The 21,150-nt window shown below is 43.8% G+C and carries 19 protein-coding genes; 7 read left to right on the forward strand and 12 right to left on the reverse strand.

The genetic code is table 11. The features are described from left to right. Positions 1-171: 171 nt before the first annotated feature. The 4 genes from CPG39_RS05490 to gluQRS form a co-directional block, all read right to left on the reverse strand. On the reverse strand, positions 172-624 hold the full coding sequence (locus CPG39_RS05490; RefSeq protein WP_096292413.1) for a PAS domain-containing protein: 453 nt from the start codon (positions 622-624) through the stop codon (positions 172-174). 54 nt (positions 625-678) lie between these two features. Further along, a complete protein-coding gene (locus tag CPG39_RS05495) occupies positions 679-1,158 on the reverse strand; it encodes a polyketide cyclase (protein WP_013648212.1) in 480 nt (159 codons plus the stop codon). 23 nt (positions 1,159-1,181) lie between these two features. Continuing rightward, positions 1,182-2,345 (reverse strand): NAD(P)/FAD-dependent oxidoreductase, encoded by a 1,164-nt coding sequence (locus tag CPG39_RS05500; protein WP_096292414.1) that lies wholly within the window; start codon positions 2,343-2,345, stop codon positions 1,182-1,184. A 162-nt stretch (positions 2,346-2,507) separates the two neighbouring features. Further along, complete coding sequence (gene gluQRS / locus CPG39_RS05505; protein WP_096292415.1) at positions 2,508-3,401, reverse strand: tRNA glutamyl-Q(34) synthetase GluQRS; 894 nt, start codon at positions 3,399-3,401, stop codon at positions 2,508-2,510. 145 nt (positions 3,402-3,546) lie between these two features. On the opposite strand from gluQRS, the gene mpl reads away from it, so the two are divergent. Further along, complete coding sequence (gene mpl, locus CPG39_RS05510) at positions 3,547-4,941, forward strand: UDP-N-acetylmuramate:L-alanyl-gamma-D-glutamyl-meso-diaminopimelate ligase (RefSeq protein WP_096292416.1); 1,395 nt, start codon at positions 3,547-3,549, stop codon at positions 4,939-4,941. A gap of 38 nt (positions 4,942-4,979) precedes the next feature. On the opposite strand, the gene CPG39_RS05515 is transcribed toward mpl, so the two are convergent. Both CPG39_RS05515 and nirK read right to left on the reverse strand, forming a co-directional pair. Further along, a complete protein-coding gene (locus CPG39_RS05515; protein ID WP_096292417.1) occupies positions 4,980-5,507 on the reverse strand; it encodes an adenine phosphoribosyltransferase in 528 nt (175 codons plus the stop codon). 118 nt (positions 5,508-5,625) lie between these two features. Beyond that, complete coding sequence (gene nirK, locus CPG39_RS05520) at positions 5,626-6,723, reverse strand: copper-containing nitrite reductase (protein ID WP_096292418.1); 1,098 nt, start codon at positions 6,721-6,723, stop codon at positions 5,626-5,628. Positions 6,724-7,470: 747 nt separating this feature from the next. Here nirK and gshA point away from each other — a divergent pair. The 3 genes from gshA (at position 7,471) to CPG39_RS05535 (ending at position 10,837) form a co-directional block, all read left to right on the forward strand. Further along, positions 7,471-8,766, forward strand: coding sequence for a glutamate--cysteine ligase (gshA, locus tag CPG39_RS05525; RefSeq protein ID WP_096292419.1), 1,296 nt, complete (start codon positions 7,471-7,473; stop codon positions 8,764-8,766). Positions 8,767-8,774: 8 nt separating this feature from the next. Next, positions 8,775-9,761, forward strand: a complete 987-nt coding sequence (gene gshB, locus CPG39_RS05530) for a glutathione synthase (RefSeq protein WP_096292420.1) — start codon at positions 8,775-8,777, stop codon at positions 9,759-9,761. A 158-nt stretch (positions 9,762-9,919) separates the two neighbouring features. Then, complete coding sequence (locus tag CPG39_RS05535) at positions 9,920-10,837, forward strand: peptidylprolyl isomerase (protein ID WP_096292421.1); 918 nt, start codon at positions 9,920-9,922, stop codon at positions 10,835-10,837. A gap of 25 nt (positions 10,838-10,862) precedes the next feature. Here CPG39_RS05535 and ftsH read toward each other — a convergent pair whose 3' ends face one another. Then, complete coding sequence (gene ftsH, locus CPG39_RS05540) at positions 10,863-12,686, reverse strand: ATP-dependent zinc metalloprotease FtsH (protein ID WP_096292422.1); 1,824 nt, start codon at positions 12,684-12,686, stop codon at positions 10,863-10,865. A gap of 121 nt (positions 12,687-12,807) precedes the next feature. Further along, positions 12,808-14,157, reverse strand: a complete 1,350-nt coding sequence (locus CPG39_RS05545; protein WP_096292423.1) for an OmpP1/FadL family transporter — start codon at positions 14,155-14,157, stop codon at positions 12,808-12,810. A gap of 348 nt (positions 14,158-14,505) precedes the next feature. Between CPG39_RS05545 and CPG39_RS05550 the strand changes: the two genes are divergently transcribed. Continuing rightward, positions 14,506-16,902, forward strand: coding sequence for an EAL domain-containing protein (locus CPG39_RS05550; protein WP_096292424.1), 2,397 nt, complete (start codon positions 14,506-14,508; stop codon positions 16,900-16,902). 127 nt (positions 16,903-17,029) lie between these two features. Here the strand turns inward: CPG39_RS05550 and CPG39_RS05555 are convergent, their stop codons facing one another. Then, entirely contained in the window at positions 17,030-17,767 is a 738-nt protein-coding gene (locus CPG39_RS05555) for a Crp/Fnr family transcriptional regulator (protein ID WP_096292425.1), read from the reverse strand. Between the two features lie 750 nt (positions 17,768-18,517). Between CPG39_RS05555 and CPG39_RS14490 the strand changes: the two genes are divergently transcribed. Both CPG39_RS14490 and CPG39_RS05560 read left to right on the forward strand, forming a co-directional pair. After that, the gene (locus tag CPG39_RS14490) at positions 18,518-18,670 is read left to right on the forward strand and encodes a hypothetical protein (protein WP_172424085.1); all 153 of its coding nucleotides are present in this window, start codon (positions 18,518-18,520) and stop codon (positions 18,668-18,670) included. Further along, on the forward strand, positions 18,660-19,016 hold the full coding sequence (locus CPG39_RS05560; RefSeq protein WP_096292426.1) for a DUF1870 family protein: 357 nt from the start codon (positions 18,660-18,662) through the stop codon (positions 19,014-19,016). The genes CPG39_RS14490 and CPG39_RS05560 overlap by 11 nt, the downstream gene beginning before the upstream one ends. Here the strand turns inward: CPG39_RS05560 and CPG39_RS05565 are convergent, their stop codons facing one another. From CPG39_RS05565 to CPG39_RS05575, 3 genes are read right to left on the reverse strand one after another with little or no spacing between them, the layout of a single operon-like run. Beyond that, positions 19,017-19,307 (reverse strand): hypothetical protein, encoded by a 291-nt coding sequence (locus tag CPG39_RS05565; RefSeq protein WP_096292427.1) that lies wholly within the window; start codon positions 19,305-19,307, stop codon positions 19,017-19,019. Then, a complete protein-coding gene (locus CPG39_RS05570) occupies positions 19,304-20,479 on the reverse strand; it encodes a hypothetical protein (RefSeq protein ID WP_096292428.1) in 1,176 nt (391 codons plus the stop codon). Before CPG39_RS05570 ends, CPG39_RS05565 begins: the two co-directional genes overlap by 4 nt. Before the next feature lie 10 nt (positions 20,480-20,489). Continuing rightward, positions 20,490-20,879, reverse strand: a complete 390-nt coding sequence (locus CPG39_RS05575; RefSeq protein ID WP_096292429.1) for a hypothetical protein — start codon at positions 20,877-20,879, stop codon at positions 20,490-20,492. Between the last annotated feature and the right edge of the window lie 271 nt (positions 20,880-21,150).

Here is a 21,150-nt window from a genome sequence, read left to right on the forward strand (position 1 = left end):
TGGAGCCCCTATCAAACTCGGCGATACTCTCGATTTCCAGGGTTCTATATAATTTAATTAGACCTCAACGGGTAGAGCAAATAGATCATGTATCGGAAACGCCGCACCCGATACCACTTCTGCCACATCATCTAGTGGTACGGATAATCTTATTTTTGTATCTGATAGCCCTTATTTCTTAAGTACCGCCAGCTGCTCCTTCAGTGCTTTGATTTCTTCTTCCGCCCGGATTTGCGGAGTAATATCGTACTGTACCCCGAGGAAATAGAGTAAGTTTTCGTTTGAATCAAAAAGTGGGGACACCAGCAGATGGTTATAAAATAGTTCGCCATTTTTGCGATAGTTTCGCAATACCACTTCTACAGGTTTTTTATTTTTAATGGCTTCCTGGAGTTGCTTAACACCAGATTGATCATGCTCACTTCCCTGCAAGAAACGGCAATTCTTACCCACGGTTTCCGCCAACGTATAACCCGTTATAATTTCAAATGCCTTATTAACATACACTAAAGGCAAATCCTCTTGGTCAGGATCGGCCAGTGTCACTCCATTGACACAAGAATCAAGAATCTTGGACAATACTTGCGGAATCAATCCAGGGTCTTTTTCAACGATAAAATCCATGATTTTTTCTCCAGGTTAATCAGCTATTGGCTAAATACGCATTGTAATGATTGATTATTTTGAGCTGGCCAAATCTGCCTCAATAATTTTTTTGATGTTTTTTACAGTTCTTTCCGTTCCATCCTGAACTGCTATGCGCACCAGCTTCTCAAAAGGCCTCACATGAAGATCAAGACTCAGCAGTTCAAAGGTAAACGTCATTTTGCTATCAGTCGCATTGACTGATTCCATCACATAGTCACATCGATAGGGATTGGATGTTCCTTCAAAACAAATACGTGTACCAACATCAAAAATCTTAACTTTGAAAGTTGATTCCGATCGATTGCCTTGGTCAATGCGTACTTGACGGCATACCGTTCCCAACTGTATTGGGCCATCCGTCAATTTTTCCAGTTCTTTAACTTCAGGTGACCATCTGGGGTAGTTAATAAGCAGATCATTACCAATGAAATTGAAAAGCTTATCTGCCGGACTTTGAATAATTGTACTGGCCTTGCCTATTACAGGACTATCTTTGAACAAACCAAGCATATATATCTCCTGCGTAGTGTCTGCTAAACCACGTAAGTATCGATTCCTGCCAATAATAAGTCATATTGGGTTTCTACGAGCTCTTTTATTGTCAGTGCCGGAATACCGGTGATCAGGTTTCCTTCCGAAACCAGCCAACCAACAGCATCCGCAGCTCCAATGCTTACCACATAGCCTAATTCGTGGTGTATATAAGGCTCAAGCAATCCCGGAAAACCTGAATGGCGCAATACATTACGCGCCACTAACTTTCCTTTACGAACAGCTGATTGTGCCGTCAGCGTATTTGATCCCGGAGATTGATAGTACGAACAATCACCAGCCGTAAAAATATTTTGTAACGGCTTCCGGTTAATTACTATCTGTCCAAAAGCGTTAGCCGTATAGGTTTTTTGCTGCTTCTTGCCCAGAAACAAAATTGCCAGTCTGGATGGTAATTCAAATTGCTTTTTTGTTATTTTTTCAGTCAGAAGAATCTTATCAGAACCCTGCTCACTGTAGTATGTGTTAGGATAAAAAGCAATTTCCAAATCGCGCATCCGAGATTCAGCATACCTACCAAAACCATCAGGAAATTGCTCAAGAACACGCTCACCTGAATGAATCAGACGTAACTCTGTTTTATACTTCTTACGCATCAGGAATTGCTTTATCTCAAACAGAAACTGTATGCCGGTTGCCCCTCCCCCTACAACTGAAATCGATTGATTCGGAACATTGTTTTGATTGAGAAAATTTCCTAATAGATCAGATCCCGTTGCGGTAGTAAAATCAGACAAGTTCAATACATTTTTTGAAGCCATAGGACCTGATGCACTGTTTTCGCAGCCGGATGCAATAATCATATAATCAAAATTCAAAACCGCCTCATCAAGAATTAATTGTTTGCTGTCTTGACAATCCTGCAACGTATTTTGATCAAAATCCACTGATGCCAGCACATGCTTGCATCCGTAACGAATCTCTAAATCACCAAATGAAAACAATAAATCTGTTAGAGGATACCTGAATGTTTCATGCAAATGCGTAATCTTCAGATGCTGTGTTCTGGGATCTATGAGTGTGATATCCGTATCGGGAGCAAATTGCAACAGATTGGTCAATGCAGCAAGCCCTGCATATCCTCCGCCTACAATAATCACTTTCAGTTTTTTTTGTTTGGTTATATTAAAAGGCAAAAAAGCCACGCCATCTCCTTACCTGCTGTCGCTTGGGAATACTCAATTTCCCCGTTAACGTAATTCTCAACCTCAGCATCTTTCTAAGACACTTCTAATCGTCGTTACTACAGACTAGCACAAATATTGTTTGATAGCTTCAATTCGAAATTAATTACAATACAGAAGAAATTATCGAGGAATAAGATTGACTTGCCAGTTTTCTCTCGCCCATTGCCAAAAAGAAGAGATATCTCCTTCAAGAATTACCGCTGGAGGCGTCTGTCCTAGAAAACACAGTGCCTTAAACAATTGCAGCAGCACATTTGCCATATCAATGGGCTCGGCGTTGGTTTGTTTACTGAGTTTCTCACCCACCGCATTGGTTACGATCGGAAGATGCATATATCGCGGCGTACTATACCCTAACAATCGCTGTAGAAATATTTGGCGCGGCGTAGAATCCAAAAGATCCGCGCCACGAACAACATGCGTGATACCCTGCTCAGCATCATCGACTACAACGGCCAATTGATAAGCATATATCCCATCAGCCCGGCGTAGTACAAAATCGCCAATTTCCCGCTTGAGTTTTTGTGCATACGGGCCCTTTAAAATATCTTGAAATTGAATTTCATTCTCATTCGTTTGAATACGCAGTGAACATGCTTTGTCTGATAAAGAAGGATTTTTCAAACACGTCCCAGGATAGATGGGGCCACCAAGACCGATGATGCTGGAATCAGCAATTTCTTTTCTTGAACAAGTACACGGATATATTAAATTTTGTTTCTCTAATCTATTCAGTGCTTCCCGATAGGCTTCAAGACGCCGGCTTTGAAAAACGACTTCTTCATCCCACTCCATGCCAAGCCTTTCCAGTACAAATAAGATTTCACTTACGGCTCCGGGCACTTCCCGCTGAAAATCTATATCTTCTATCCTGATCAGCCACTTACCTTGATTAAATTTTGCATCGAGATAACTGCCTATAGCCGCAACCAGTGAACCAAAATGCAACGGCCCTGTTGGAGATGGCGCAAACCGACCACGATAACTTTTTTCTATCAATGGGTGAATATTCACTAAGAAAAGTATGTTGAATTTATAAAATACTACACTACTACGTTACATGGGTATTACTGACTGAGCTTATAAACTATAATTTACACAGAAGCGCAATCTATTCATTTTCGATTTTCTCTAATTAAGATTTCTTTTAAGCTGGATCATGCATATTCACATTGTTGGGATTTGCGGCACTTTCATGGGAGGCATTGCAGCCATTGCGAGAGAGTCCGGATACAAAGTAACAGGTTGCGATCAAGATGTTTATCCGCCGATGAGTACACAGCTTGAATCTCAGGGAATAGAATTAATACAGGGTTATTCAATCGAGCAGATCCGGCTTCAGCCGGATATATTCGTAATTGGTAATGTGGTTACCCGCGGAAACCCGTTGATGGAAGAAATTCTCAATCGGAATTTACCTTATATTTCCGGCCCACAGTGGTTATCAGAAAATATTTTGAGGCATCGCTGGGTGCTTGCCGTTGCCGGTACGCACGGCAAAACCACGACCAGCTCGATGCTGGCCTGGATATTAGATTACGCGGGATTAAATCCAGGTTTTCTGATTGGTGGAATTCCCGAGAATTTTGGTCTATCTGCAAGAATTGGAATTATTCGATCAGAACACCCACAGGATTCTGAATCAAATTTAGCGGAAATTTCACCATTCTTCGTTATTGAAGCCGACGAATATGACACGGCTTTCTTCGATAAACGTTCTAAATTTGTTCATTATCATCCCAGAACTGCAATATTAAATAATATTGAATATGATCATGCAGATATCTTTCCTGATCTTTCAGCCATCAAACGTCAATTTCATCACTTTGTACGAATCATTCCCAATAACGGCTTGATCATTGCCAATGGAAAAGATGAGAATATAAAACACGTTTTGACACAAGGCTGCTGGACTCCCCTAGAGGAATTTGGAACTGAAACTGATTGGAATGCTCAATTGCTTGCAAACAATGTAATAGATATTTATTCTGCTCAAATCCATCAGGGCTGTTTGCATTGGGATTTATTAGGTGAGCATAATCGCATGAATGCTCTGGCAGCATTAATCGCTGCCCGACATGCCGGAGTACCGGTCGAAACAGGAATTGCGGCATTATCAGAATTCAAGAATGTTAAACGTCGCATGGAGAAACGCGGCACTGTCAACGGCGTTACGGTTTATGATGATTTTGCACACCACCCTACTGCAATTCAAACAACACTGAATGGTTTAAGAACCCATGTTGGTCAAAAAAGAATCATTGCAGTACTCGAACCTCGCTCCAATACAATGAAGATGGGTGTTTGGAAAGATTATCTTGCGCACAGTCTGCAAGAAGCAGATCATGTTTTTTGCTTTACGGGTGACTCACAATGGGCAAAAGCAGCTCTCAGCACGTTAAATAATCGAGTCGATTACTGCGATGATTTAAATCAGCTAATACAAAATATCGTGGCAACCACAAAACCAGAAGATCATGTCTTGATCATGAGCAATGGCGGCTTTGGCGGCATTCATGATAAATTATTATCAGCCTTACAAGAGGATCAGTGATGCCTCTTGGTGCAAATTCCGGAACAGGCTAGCGATAGCTACTCGCCCTCGAATTCACATAATGCAAAGACTCTATGTCCAAGCTTTTCCAAACGAGCTCTCCCCCCCACATCCGGCAAATCAATAACGAAACAACATTCCACGACTTCCCCGCCCATATCCTCTATCAGTCCTGCAGCCGCTTCTGCAGTACCACCGGTTGCAATCAGATCATCAATCAAAAGTATCTGATCTCCCGGTTGAATTGCATCTAGGTGAATTTCAATACGGTCACTGCCATATTCTAATTGGTAGTCTCTTCCCAATGTTTCTGCAGGAAGTTTATTTTGTTTACGGATAGGCACGAAGCCTTTGCCTAATTGGTACGCAACCGGCGCACCGATGATGAATCCTCGCGACTCGATCCCAGCCACCTTATCAATCGTAACTGCGTCGTAACGGCTTGCGATCTCTTGTATTGTGGTATACAACCCGCAAGGATCTTTTAATAGCGTTGTGATATCACGAAACATGATTCCATGCCGTGGATAATTCGGAATGGTGCGAATACGAGATTTAATTGGCATATTCGTGTTTATTTGAACAAATAATAAGCAAACGATGGTTTTTAATGAAAAAGGCCTCAACCTGTAATAGGTTGAGGCCTTTTTTAGAATGATTTCAATAGCTACACTAAATCAAATCTTAGTGATCCATTGCAGCTTTTGCATCAAAGCTTGCCGGTGCTTTAAGTTGAGTCATCATGTTGTCATCCCATTTGCCTTCTACATTCATATGCAGTGCAGCACCCAGCAGTACAGCTTCAATCAGATTATGACTGAGGTATACATATAGGCCTGGTTGATGGAATTCATAGGCTGCAGCAACTGCGGAACCGGCTGGAACAAACCAAGTTTCTTGGCTGGTCAACGGTGTATCGCTGAATGAACCACCTACCCAGTACAGATCAGCATGACCACCAATCAAATGCGGATAGGAAGCACGGTTAGCTTGAGAGTGGATAAACAATACTTTTTCACCTACTTTAGCTTTCAGCGCATTGTCACCGGTAATCGCACCAACCGCACCGTTGAACACTACGTGAGTTGGAATGAGACCTTTAGCTACTTCCAACATGTCTGCCATACCTTCGGCTGGTGAGCCATAGGCTTTGAAGTTGCCTTTGTCGTCTTTCGGCAGATAGAAATCCTGTTCGCCAATGTAAAAAGCTTTGTCGTATTTGTATGGTTTGCCTTTCGCATCTTTCAGGCCATCTTTTGGCAATACCATAATAGCACCGCTCATACCTGAAATGACGTGGAACGGAATCATGGTTCCACCTGGTGCGCAATGGTAAACAAATACACCCGGTTTAACAGCTTTCCAGCGTAAAACCACTTCTTCGCCTGGTTGTACCAGTGTTAAGCCAGCACCACCCAATGCACCGGTTGCTGCATGGAAATCTACGTTATGGGCCAATGTGCTTGATTTTGGATTGGCCAAGGTCAGCTCAACATAATCGCCTTCGTGCACAATAATCAGCGGACCTGGAATGCTGCCATTAAATGTCAGACCCCAGACTTTTGCACCTGGCGCAACCTCCATCAGCTTTTCAGTGGTTTCCATGCGAACTTCAACAACTTTTGGTCCTTTAGAAACCTGATCGTGCACAGGTACATTTGGTGGGGCCACCAGTTGTTGTTTTACCCGTGGTAATTTAGAAATGTCTTGTGCTACCGCTACTTGTGTAGCAGCAAAACAAAGCAATCCTAATCCTACTACTGCCTGAACAGCTTTAATCATATCTCCCTCCATAAATGATGAATTTTGCGCTTTTTTTATGCGCCATTCTTAATTCGTTGAGACAATCTCAAATTGCTTCAACACCTTCCCTTTTCTAAATCTCAAGAGTAAAGGGCAGTGCCGGAACTATACACTTTCTTCGTTGCACTGTCTATTTTTGCGTAACGTAAACTACTGAAATCTTTTTGATAAAGTCACAATATGAACAGGGGATTTTCTCATTGCGTGTATGCAGAACCCTCCCTGTTAATCTGGTAATAATTTAATTTTTGTAGCGATTAGATTTTCTTGTGCACCTCTAAGCACAATAATAACGTCACCAATTTCTAATCCTGTCTCATTGGCAACCACCAATGCTTCTTCTTTTCCTCGCAGTTACTTCACCAAGCAGGTCCGCAAACTTACATTCTCCAAAGTCCTATTGATGGCTACTGCACTTCTAGTCCTCATTATTCATTATCACTACGAGGAGTTACAAAAACAATCCTCATGATCGTTTTCCGTTTCATCGGTTACTCCATGATAGAAGCTGCATAACAAAAATTGACAGTAATGCTGCCGTCACAGCGAGCTGAAAAAACCTTACACTAACCCTATCGCGCTTGCTTGCACCGCTCCAAAACCAAATATAATACATACGTTTCATAACAATGAGAGCAACCCTAGAGGACACTCCAGAGTTGAGTGAATCACAATCTATTTAAGCCATAATGCTATAATGGCCCTGATTTAATAATTCAAAGCAAAATGCCAGTACCTCATCTTTCCACAGCCCTGCGCGGCCCTATTCTTGACCTCGAAAATCGTATCATTAATGCCATGCCGACCATCGAACATTGGATGAGAGGCAAATGGCGTGAGCATACTGTGCCATTTTACTGTTCCGTAGATTTACGTAACAGCGGTTTTAAACTCGCACCTGTTGACACCAATTTGTTTCCTGGCGGATTTAACAATCTGAATCCGGACTTCATTCCTTTATGTGTGCAAGCGATGATGAATGCGATCGAGAAAATATGCCCGGATACACATAGTGTATTGTTAATCCCGGAGAATCACACACGCAATATTTTTTATCTGCAAAACATTGCCACCTTGCAAAATATTATGCAACGGGCCGGATTGAATGTCCGTATTGGCACCTTATTGCCGGAAGTCACTACAACTATCGATATTGATCTTCCCGATGGCCAGTCTATTCAGCTGGAGCCGATTGTGCGGAAAAATAATCAATTGGGCGTAGAAAATTTTCAACCCTGCGCGGTGTTGCTTAACAATGATCTATCCACAGGCATTCCGGAGATTTTACAAAATCTGAATCAAATTGTGATCCCTCCTCTGCATGCCGGCTGGGCAACACGTCTAAAATCTAATCATTTTGCCGCTTATGATCGCATTGCTCTGGAATTTGCGGATTTGATTGGCATTGATCCTTGGTTAATCAATCCACGTTTTAGCTCATGCGGAGAAATTAATTTTCATGAAAAACAAGGTGAGGAATGTGTAGCAGCCGCTGTTGACCGGATCCTCTCGGTGATCAGGAAAAAGTATCAACAATATGGTGTTAAGGAAGATCCTTTTGTCATTGTCAAAGCCGATTCGGGAACTTATGGAATGGGAATCATGACAGTAAAAGACGGCACCGAAATTTATAATTTAAACCGCAAACAGCGGAATAAAATGGCCGTAGTGAAAGAAGGATTGCAAGTTTCCCATGTGCTGGTACAAGAAGGCGTTTACACATTCGAGACGATCAATCAAGCGGTAGCGGAACCCGTTATCTATATGATAGATCGCCACGTCGTCGGAGGGTTTTATCGCGTTCATACCGGACGCGGTATCGACGAAAACCTTAATGCTCCCGGCATGCATTTTGTTCCCTTGGCATTTGAAACCACTTGCCTGGAGCCGAACGCCTCCCAACCCAATATTATTCCGAATCGTTTTTATGCCTATGGCGTTGTAGCACGTTTGGCGCTATTAGCAGCCGCATTGGAATTGCAGCACACCGATACTTCGGATGCAAAATTAAGTTCCGCATAAGCTCCATTATGAAGCTTGCCTTTATCATTGATCCGCTGGATTCCATCAAAACGCATAAGGACACCAGCTATGCCTTGATCTGTGAGGCAATTGCGCGGAACCATCAGGTCTGGGTACTTTATCAACATGACATCGCATTGATCAACCATGTTGTCACAGGCTTTTCGCGCGCATTGTCACTTACAAATCCATCATCTGCGGATGGTTTGTGGTACAAAATCAGTGATATTTCGGCAACTCCTTTGCACGAATTTGACATTGTATTAATGCGCAAGGACCCGCCATTTGATATGGAATATATTTACAGCACGTACTTGCTGGAATTAGCTGAGACCCAGGGTGCCTGGGTGATCAATAACCCCAGGAGTATCCGCGATTACAACGAAAAGTTTGCTATCACTCAATTTCCACAATTTATTACCCCTACACTAGTAACCAGCCAGGCGCACTTAATTAGAGAATTCCTAGTTATTCATCAGGATATTATATTAAAACCACTGGATGGTATGGGTGGTGCCAACGTGTTTCGTATCCATCTTGCAGACTATAATATCAGCGTGATTCTCGAAATGCTCACTCACTATGGGACACGAACTATCATGGTGCAGCGCTTCATTCCTGAAATCGCTCAAGGCGACAAACGTATCCTTCTGATTGCAGGCAAAGCGGTACCTTTTGCTTTAGCGCGCATTCCTAAGCTCGGTGAAACGCGCGGCAATCTTGCTGCCGGCGGTACGGGAACAACGCAGCCCCTATCTACGCGCGACAAAGACATTGCAGATTCACTAGGCCCGGAATTGGTTAAAAATGGTTTAATGTTGGTAGGATTAGATGTAATTGGCGACTATTTAACAGAGATTAATGTCACTAGTCCTACAGGAATGCAGGAAATCACACAGCAGACCGGCTTAAACGTTGCAGCCATGATGCTGGATGCCATTGAAGAAAACTTCAAATCAAGAAATACTGAAATAATCCCTATATCAAAATCATGATCAGTTCACTTTGTGCATAACCTTAAAGAAGGCGCTAATTATCATCACATTACCAAGGCTCCTCAATACGAAACTGCATCTTATCCAAAATGAATTGCCTCAGCTAGGCATCTGTCAGTAAAATCCAATTTCAATCCACACAAAAATACCCAATCATCATGCGCGCCAGTCCAATCTTATATAAAACCGTATTGTTTGCCTGTTTGTGTTTCTTATCGCCCATTACACACGCTAATCGAGTTGCTTGCTTTACAACCAATATGGGGCAATTTTGTATTGAGCTTTTTGAAACACAGACACCGGTCACAACCGCCAACTTCATCAGCTACATTAACAGTGGTGGCTATACTGATGGAATCTTTCATCGCAGTGTCCCTGATTTTGTCATTCAAGGCGGCGGTTTTAAAATTATTCCTGGCACCACCGGAGAATCGCTCACCGCTGTTAATCCCCTTCCTCCAATTATTAATGAATTTAAAATTTCCAATACCCGTGGCACCGTCGCTATGGCAAAAATTGGCGGCAATCCCAATAGTGCAACCAACCAATGGTTTGTCAACTTAAATGACAACGCTTTGAATCTGGATAATCAGAATGGAGGATTTACCGTGTTTGGCCGCGTTATTTTTGATGGCATGACAGTCTTTGATGCTATTGAAGAACTTCCAATAAGAAACTTTGGAGGAAGTTTTACTGACACGCCACTGAAAGACTATGATGGTTCATCATCAGTATCGCTTAATAATTTAGTCCGGATAAATAGTGTTGAACTCATTGACACAGCAAGCGTTTTCAGCCATGAAATTTTGAGTTTTGCGGTGGATATTGGAGCGGGAAATGCACTGGAGGTCAACTTACGGTTGATTCAAAATAGCCCTTCCATTGTATTTGAACTCGACCTGAACAATATCGTAGCACTGAATAGTAAACCTCTTAATATCGCCACTTTCTCGAGCATAGATGGCCAATTACACATCCCATCGGCAATGATCAATCCATCCACCATTCTCAGAAACGTGCAAATGCAATTAACCGATGCAGAATCATTTCAATTCACATTAGTCAGTTACGAATAAAATTTCGATGCGGCAAAGATACACCTCAATGGGGTACGCTGGAAATTATTGTTCGCTTTAATTTAAGTATTTCAGGTTGATTGAGCGTTTCTTTTTCCAATAGCTCTTGCGCAGTTTGATCCAGCAAACCACGATTGGATTGAAGTATATTGAGCGCACGTTCCAGGGCTTGATCAACCAACATACGAATTGCAACATCAATCTTACTGGCAGTTTCTTCACTGTAATTGCGGCTTTGTGGCATAGGCACATTGGGTTGTAGAAATACTGACTGCTCCCGATCATACGCCACGTTACCCAATGCGTCGCTCATGCCATACCTCAACACCATGGCGCGCGCAATATCGGTGACGCGTATTAGATCGTCTGCCGCGCCGGTGGAAACTTCGTTAAATACGATCTCCTCGGCTGCACGCCCTCCCAGCAATACCGCCATTTTATTTTGCAGTTCCGCGCGAGTCATCAAATAGCGATCTTCGGTAGGGCGTTGAATAGTGTAACCCAGTGCACCGACACCCCGCGGAATAATGGATACTTTATGAATCTCATCGGTACCCGGTAACGCCAACGCCACCATCGTATGCCCAAGTTCATGAAATGCCACTACACGGCGTTCATCGGGGTTTAACAGGCGGTTACGTTTTTCCAATCCTGCCACGATGCGCTCAATCGCATTATTAAAATCCGCCATCGTAACCGATGGTGCGGCACGCCGGGTTGCTAACAGAGTCGCCTCGTTGATAAGGTTAGCCAGATCCGCTCCGGTAAATCCCGGTGTCAACGCTGCAACTTCCTCAATTCTAACGTCGCTGTGCAACTTTACCTTTCTTGCATGGACATTAAGAATTTGTTCCCGCCCAATTTTATCAGGACGATCCACCAACACCTGGCGATCAAACCGTCCGGCCCGCAACAGTGCCGGATCAAGAATTTCCGGTCTGTTGGTCGCTGCCAGCAGCACGATACCACTGCTGGAATCGAAACCATCCAGTTCAGCCAACAGTTGATTCAGGGTTTGCTCCTTTTCGTCATGCCCGCCACCCAATCCGTAAGCACCACGTGCGCGCCCCAGCGCATCCAGTTCATCAATAAAAATTATTGCTGGCGCCATCTGCCTTGCTTGTTCAAACAAGTCACGCACCCTGGCTGCACCCACACCGACAAACATTTCTACAAATTCCGAACCGGAAATGGAGAAAAAGGGTACTCCTGCCTCGCCCGCCACTGCGCGTGCCAACAATGTTTTCCCGGTACCTGGCGGCCCCACCAGCAAAATCCCTTTCGGTGCCCGTCCACCTAAACGACCATAATCCACCGGATTTTTCAAGAAATTGATAATTTCAACCAATTCCTCCTTGGCTTCATCGACACCCGCCACATCGTCGAAAGTAACCTTGGTTTCCTTTTCCACAAATACTTTGGCGTGGCTTTTACCAATCGACATCAACCCGCCTCCCATACTGCTTCCCATGCGGCGAATCACAAATAACCAGATTCCGACAAAAATTGCTGTCGGCACAATCCAGGACAATAAATCACGCAACCAAGTGCTTTGTACCACACCGGTATAAACCACATGATATTTATCCAGAATTTCCGCTAATTCCGGTTCCACCCGTGTCGTAACAAAATCTTTATATCCATCCGCGTGTTTTTCTTTCAATGTTCCAAAAATCTGATTCTCGGTAATCGCAATCTCGGCTACCTGCCCCTGCTCTAGCAAATACTGGAAACGACTATAGGGAATGGGCTCAACTTGAGTATATTGCTTATACAAATTCTGCACTAACAGCAAAGCTAATAGCGCCATGGTAATAAACCAGAAATTAAGATGCGTTCTTCTGTCCATTGATCAATTCCAAAATTGGATTAAAAAGTTTATCCATTACACCGATACAGACGACACTATAAGATAATGCAGCTCTGCATAAGTTTCAGCACCGCAACCCAATCAATTGTGACAATCAGGATTAGAAACGCCAGTCTAGTTGCAGACCGCCGATATTGATTTGCTCGGAAAACTGCCCGGAAAGGAAATCTCCCGTTACGCCCCTACGACTGATTGAAGGACTATCCATAAACAGATGCGCATACGCACCATGAATGGAAATATTATTCCGCACCGCATAAGTAAAACCAAAAGTCAGCCAATAACGATCGCTATCGGGAATTCGAGGCGATCTGTGTTGTGCATTGGGAATCGGCGTTTGATCATAAGCAAATCCTGTTCGCCATATCCATTTATGAGTTGCGGAAAAATAATTAACCCCGAAAGCATAACGCCACGTATCGTTCCATTTCAGATTTTGCACATCATCGGATTGCGATGAGGAAAAATTCGTTCTGAGCTCCCGAACCAAACTCCAGTGCGTCCATAAAGCATCCGCAGAAACTTCCCAGCGCGGATTGAGACGGTGCGAGAAACCGAATAAGACCGAGTCCGGCAAAGTTACCGGCGTAACCGCATGCGTATCCACCAAAATATTCCCTTGCGTCAGCGCAATGGCTTTATCCGGCAGGGTGAAATTTGCATCTCCCTTTACGTCATGGGCAATGCGGGAACGATAACTGACGCCGAATCGAGCATCAGGGGTCAGCGTGTAAAATGCGCCTAAATTGTAGCCGAAACCGACACTGTCACCCTTGAGCGAAACATGCCCGTCCGCGGCTTGCGGCGCAATTCCCTGACTTAAGCATGGCAATGCTCCCTGCAATAAAAAACATGCCGGTCCCAGATCAATTGCGTTGGTTAATTTGGATCGCAAGTACTGCACATTAAAGCCGGCGCCCAAAGAAAATTTTTCAGTCAGCTTGAACGACAGAGACGGATTAAAATTAATCGTCAGAACTTCTGAATCAATGGCCTGGTAGCGCCCTTTCCAGTCCGAATCATAGCTATTGCGCATACCATAAGGTAGATTAAATCCAAAACCAAAAGCTACGCGGTTCGACAATTCCTGCACATAATAAAAATTCGGAATAAAAACCGATCGCCCGCTATCTCCGCCATCCCCACCCGTAAGCGGCGCGCTACCCAACCGTGAAGCACTATCATGAAAAGTTACCGACGGTACGATATAGTAACTCGCGGCCGAAATCAATTTACCGCGCACCTGGCTCATCGCAGCCGGATTAAAAAACACCATACTACCATCGCTCGTATTAGTAGGAGCACCGGAGAACGCTTGACCTAATTCTTTTACACTGTGTTCCATCACAGCAATACCGGCACCGAATACCGGGGCAGAAGCCACGAGCAGAATAAGTCCGGCTCGATACAGAAACTTCCAATAAAATAAACTTTCTGCAATACGTCTCATGTTAATGAGCATGCTCCCGTAATTTATTCTCCAGTGCCTTACCCGCACATTGCACTATAGAAGCTTACTTTATTTCAAAAGATATTATGCACAATTTTTTGGGTATGGATATAAGAATTTTCTGACATATAACACTATGAATATTTTATATCTTTTACGCAATCAACATTTTGCCACAGAAAACTGCATAGGTTACTTACCGATTTCAAAGCGCTGAAAATTTATGCACCCTTACTCGAAACTGCGCTTGTACATTTATCATAAACATTCAGTAATACTCCGAAAATCTCCATTATCTTGCCGCAAAAAAGCCTTATTATATGACGTCAAGATCCAATTAATTGCAATGTGAATTCCCAATCTCCCTCCCCCAATCGTTCTGGCGCATTACTGGCGGAACAAATCAAGCTGGCTTATCAGCAAGCTCCTAAGGCATTATTTGTCACCTTGATTGTTGCCACTATGTTAGCTTATATTTTTTGGGGATTGGTCGGAAAAAACTGGCTTCTAGGCTGGTTGGCGGCAATTTATGCTCTCACTTTCGTCAGGTTTCTGATGGTCAAGGCCTATTTCCGTAAAAAACCATCTGCTGCCGAATCAGTAATCTGGGGACAGCAATTTTATATCGGTGCACTGTTAGCAGGGATACTGTGGGGTTCCGCCGGAAGCATTTTCTTTATTGCTGATAGTGCTATCCATCAATTATTCCTAGCCTACTTGCTGGGCGGCATGGTTGCAGGTGCAATGGCGACCTTATCGTCGTATAAAGGTGTCTTTTTAGCTTTTTCGATACCTGTTGCGCTTCCTTTCACTTATCAGGTCATTACGTACGAAAGTGATACTCAGATAATCATCGCGCTGACTTATTTGTTATTTGTATTTACGATGGGCAGAATTTCGTACCAACTGCATCAAACAATTACGGATTCGCTAAAACTTCGTTTTGACAAAAACGAGCTGCTAATGCGCCTGATTCAAACCAAAAATCAGCTGGAACAGCGAGTAGCAGAGCGTACCGAAGCGCTCACCATAACCAACGATATTCTGCATCAGGAAAAAGAGCTATTTCAGATTACGCTGGCAAGCATCAGTGATGCAGTCATCACCACAGATACGAATGGAAAGATTACTTTTCTGAATCCGACAGCGGAAAGATTTACCGGTTGGAGTAATGAGGAAATGCATGACACACCTCTACAGGAAGTGTTCAATATTATGGACATAGCCACCCATAAGCCGGCCCCGGATCCACTGGCAGATCACTTAAACGAACTTGAAATTTCTCCCAAGTACAGCGAATGTATATTGATCCATCGGGACAAGAAAGAATACATCATCGATTACTCCGTAGCACCGATCCAAAACGAACAAAAACATAGTATTGGTGCCGTGATAACGTTTCGCGATGTGACAGAACAACGTAAGCTGACGTTGAAACTTGCCTACCAAGCTGCACATGACTCGTTAACCGGTCTGCTCAATCGCAAGGAATTCGAGAATCGCCTCAGCAAAATCCTGACATCCATGCGCAAAAATGACATGCATGCGCTGCTGTATCTTGACCTCGATCAATTCAAAATTGTCAACGACAGTTGCGGCCACAGTGCCGGCGATAAGCTACTACGCCAAGTAACCGCACTATTACATTCCAAGCTGCGCGCAAGAGATACATTGGCACGTCTGGGTGGTGATGAATTCGGTGTTATTCTAGAGCACTGCCCCAAAGATCAAGCGCTAAAAGTAGCCGACACATTACGTGAGTTGGTACAAAATTTCCGTTTCCAGTGGCGGGGAAAAACTTTCACTATTGGGGTAAGCATCGGATTATTTCCGATCACTCATGAAAATCAAGGTCTTGAGCATGCACTCAATGCAGCTGACAACGCCTGTTATGCCGCCAAAGAACAAGGGCGCAATCGAGTACAGATATATCAATTCGTACCTCATCTGCAAGGTTCTGTTGAAATGCAGCAATGGTTGCCGCGTATTCAAAACGCCCTGACAGAGCAACGTTTTCAGCTTTATTATCAACCAATCCAATTAATCTCGTCGAAACACGCGGAACAAGAACAACATGGTGAAATTTTATTGCGCCTGCAAGATGAGAATGGTCAACTGATTATGCCTGGAGCATTTCTACCTGCGGCGGGGCGGCATGATCAAATACTGCTAATTGATCGCTGGGTGGTACAGCAGTCACTACAGCTCATAAAAGCGCATGCAACGCACACGATCAATGCAATCTACACCATCAATATATCCGGACAAGCACTGGTAAACGAAGATTTTCTTGATTTCACGGTAAACAGCATCAAAGCCAGTCAGCTGGATCCCGCTTGTATCTGTTTCGAAATCAGCGAACAGACTGCGCTGAACGATTTACAGCATGTCATACGTTTTGTCACCACCTTGAAAGAATTGGGCTGTCGCGTTTCCATCGATGATTTTAGCAGCAACTTATCATCGTTCAGTTATTTGAAAGATATTCCACTTGATTATCTGAAAATCGACGGACGATTGATCAAAAATATGCTTACTGATCCAGTCAACCAGGCAATGGTTGAATCGATTCATCACATCGGCCATATCATGCGGCTTAAAACGATCGCCGTATGGGTGGAAAATGATCAAACACTACAAATCCTGGAAAATATCGGTGTCGATTATGTACAAGGCTTCTGGGTAGCTGAACCCACACCCCTGAATGCGAGCTTACCCTTAACTGACAAAAAAGCTCAGGAATAATCCGCAACCCGCTTTCTTGTCTGCACTATACGCGTACAAACCAACTTTATTTTGAAATCCTTAGCAAAAGGATAAAAGCTTCAAATTGCGTTTTATCATTCATCATTCCCTTCTGCCCCGTATACTATTAAGTGTCGTATTGAGCGAAATACTTGCCGAGTATTCTTTTGTTCTGCTCCCTAACTACTCCATAACACTCGCAAGTGGTAGTCAACAACCCCTTGCGATCAAGCAATTCTATTTTACCCCGTGTGCGTTTAATAAGTCCTTTTTCCTGAAGTTGAGTAGCCGCGAGGGAAACACTTTCGCGGCGCACACCCAACACTTGTGAGATTCGCGCTTGCGTCAAATTAAAAACGGTAGATCGTAAAGTGTCGTTATAGATCAGTAGATATCGGCACAACTGCTGCTCAATGGAGTGCAGACGATTACAGATGATACTTTGCGAGAGTTGAACTATCAGCGTCTGGGTATAACATAAACAAATTTCCTGAAAACACGGTAATTCCTCAAAAAATTTCTCTACGTATTTAGCCTCCATGACATAAGCTTGACCAGGGTTCATGACCACTGCTCTTTTAGCCATTCGGGCATCTCCGACAAAGGTTACAATGCCAACCATACCTTGCCGCCCTGTCATTCCGACCTCAATCGAATTTCCGTCTTCAGTATCGTAGAGCATGCAGATCATGACAGTGGTAGGAAAATAGATATGCTTACGTCTTTCATCCATCTCCCATAAGACTTGATCCATTTCCAGATCGACCAGCCTTAACGAAGGCTTAATCGCGTCAAATTCGTTTTGTGGCAAAGCCGCTAAAAGCTGATTCTGTATTTTAGCGGTTACTTTTTCAACCGTAGACATATTGACATCTAGATTGCGATCTTTATCTGCATTGTCAGTTGACCCGAGAGCCTTTACTTTTAGAAAATCGTTAACGGTTTTGATACTAGCACATTAAAGTCTGATCAGTCATTATACTTTACCATTACTCAATATGAGGATGGCGATGGCAATCCATCTTGCGGGAAAACCCATAACACGGCCCACCTAACTCCATGCTTGGTATCGAGTAAATCACCACCGAAGTGCTATTAAGCCATATGATACAGACCAGCACTATCACTTATTTTATAAGGTTTATCTTTGAATTAGCTTGACTAATGGCTATATGCGTAAGCATATGATGGTATCTCGTAAAGTGGCTTGAGGGAACTACCACCAAAATTATGGTATGTAAAGCTTTCTTATGAGATTATCTGATATATAAATATGCATTAAAACTTAACGAATTCAATGCATTTGATACGATATGAAACTTTCTGAAAACCTTTATTGGTGCCGAGAGGGGGAATCGAACCCCCATGATGTTACCATCGCGGGATTTTGAGTCCCGATTTGATTTTATTGTTATTAATTAGTTATATAAAGAACCTGTTCCGCAAATCACTATGATTTGATGATCCAAGATCGTTTATCCATGCTGGGCAATTTATTTTTGCGGAATAGATTTATTTTCATTTTATTTGAAATAATGCTTGAAACTGTCGCAAATACGACATACAATAATCACATGCTTCGGAATTGGTTCGAAGCTACTCAAGGAGAGATAAAATGAAACAATATTACATTACAGAAGAATCAAACAGTGTTTGCGTTTGGAATGGCAAAACTGGCGAATGCGTGTTTCAAATATCACGATACGTTGATGGTTATACAGGTTACGAACAAGCTGTAGCAAAATGTGCAGAACTAAATGCTCAATAAAGAACTAAAAGCACTCAGGAAGATATTCTTCTTGAGTGTGGCAGAAGCAGCCGAGCATATCGGTTATGTTTCTGCGCGCACTTGGCAACGCTGGGAGTTGGGAGAATATAAAATTCCCGATGACGTTGAGAAAAAAATGAACGATTTGGCAGAGCGCAGACTTCAAATGATCGAATCTTGCGACGATGTCATGAGCGAACATGATCCGGAGTCGACTGTCTTTGATTTCGATATGACGTTTGATGATTACAGATCGCGGCATCCTGAAGCAAGCGTTATTGATTGGAAGCTTTCTCAAAGTGTTGCAGCATACTTCCTAGGCGAAGGTATCGCCAGTCTGAAATAATTACACCACCAAAACTAAATCCGGATTAGGATTCAGACCGCGCAAATTATCATTTTCAGTAGCTGTTATTTTTAGCCGGTAAGTGCCAGGATCCGTGATCTGATCATCCTCGATCCGGAGATTAATACTTGATCCCACCTTGGTAATCTGCCCGGCTTCCATGGTAAAGCTATAAACGTTTCCACTTTGACTTTCCAAAGCAATCGACATGTCCGTTATGTCGCCGACATCGATGCCGGTAACATTGATCGTTATATCGACGTCCGTTTGTTTAAATATTTTGATCGTCATGGCGTGGCCTGTATTGTTAAAGTTTCATATGCTGCAGATACTTCATGTTGTTCTAGCGCCGCATTGATCGAGTGCGTTTGGTAAGTTACATTGATAATTCCGGATGCTACTATTTCACCGTTACGGGTGCGGCCTGTAATGAGTGACCCTTGGCCAAGGAGATCACCGGCCGCAGTGTGAACAGTAACCGAGTCGGATCGATCAGCATCGCCGCTTAACTGTGCGCCCTGCCCCACCAACTCGCCGTCTGCATGGTGAGAGCGGTATCTAATTGCCAGGCCGAATAGTTCCGATCCTTGCCCGATCAGCTCCGCATTCGAGTCATGCGATCGATACCTGATGGCTTCGCCGCTGATATTACTTCCACCGGCAACCAAATTACCGGACGCATCTAAATGCCTGAATCTGCGTGCCGAGCCATCGATGTCAGATCCTTGACCTGATAACGCTCCCGATACTTCATGCGAGACATTATGGACCGCACTCCCCGCCAAGGTTGATCCTTGTCCGGATAGTGATCCACTGGCAGTATGGGTAACGGCGGCTTGCTTAAATGTCGCTACGGCCGCAACCCAGGTTTGTGCACTATCGATTTGCGCGGTGTAATCAACTGATGTATTTGCGTCAACAACCTGGGCAGCCAGTACGGTAGTATTTCTGGATGCCGTGGTACCGCCGGTTGATTGGGATGTGCCGACGATTGTTTGGCTTTGACCAAACGCTGTAAAATTTACAGTATCGCGCGCGCTGAAAAGATTAATAACAAGCTCCGCCGCTTGCGATAGTGTGCCAGTAGCGCCTGTATTTAATACTATGCTAGCAACGCCATTGTTGCCGTTGAATTTGTCCAGTGGAGTCGCATGAATTCCAGACCATTCGCTGGCCGCTCCGCTGGTTTTCTGACTCCCCGATAGCGTAAATTGCGCCGTGGTCGGTTCTGATGATCCAGCTATCTTGTAATAAATGGCGCCGTCAATGTTGGTACCATTGCCGGTACTAGCAGCAAGATTCCATCCCGACGGCACTCCGGTAACAGCGACATCGCCACGCCAAGCGAAACCTGCAACGAGTAAATTGCCGGGTGTCGGAGTATTCGGATAGTTGAATGTGACAGTTGTTAACTGACCAGCACCGACCGTATTGCGCTGCGCTGTGAGTTCAGTTATTGCCACGGCAATACCTTTATGCGGTCAAAGCGGTATAGGTAAGGCTCGACACTTCAACCGTATCACCAGGCGCAATAGTTAAACCACCCGTCATATTAATATCCGATCCGGATGCGCCAACTGCGCAATGAATAACAACGGTACCGCCCGAAGTTTCAAGCGTTGCATTGGCCACTGGCGATGCATTGCCTGTTGCATCCGTATCTGAACTGATGGCATTCGCCGTAGCCGTTCCATTCGATGAGTCACCGAATGCATCCGCTGACAATGGCAAAGTTGCAACCACCGCACCAGGCGCACCGATATTACCAGCCAATCTTAATTTTAAATTACCGGACGCTCCTATCAGGAGCGTCACTGCGTCCGTCGCTGCATCCCGCGCTGCCGTGCTGTGTGTCACTGTCATGCTGTTCTCCTAAATTATCTCCAAGCTTGCCAACCATGTTGTAAGTTTCCGCCCTTCCGGTGGCCGCTCTCGTTACTTTCAATTTGAATTTAAGCTCACCTTCCTGCCCGTGCAAATTCATTAATCCTCCAATTAGGTAATTACTTAAGGTCTGCAGAAAGTATTATTGTTCCAAGCCTTTTTACCTGCCAACAATACTGCAAAGAATCTAGCCCATATCCATGGATAAAACCAAGGCACGAATGAAAACAAACTCTTTAGCCATGCTAGT

This window comes from Nitrosomonas ureae, assembly GCF_900206265.1.
GTDB lineage: Bacteria > Pseudomonadota > Gammaproteobacteria > Burkholderiales > Nitrosomonadaceae > Nitrosomonas > Nitrosomonas ureae_C.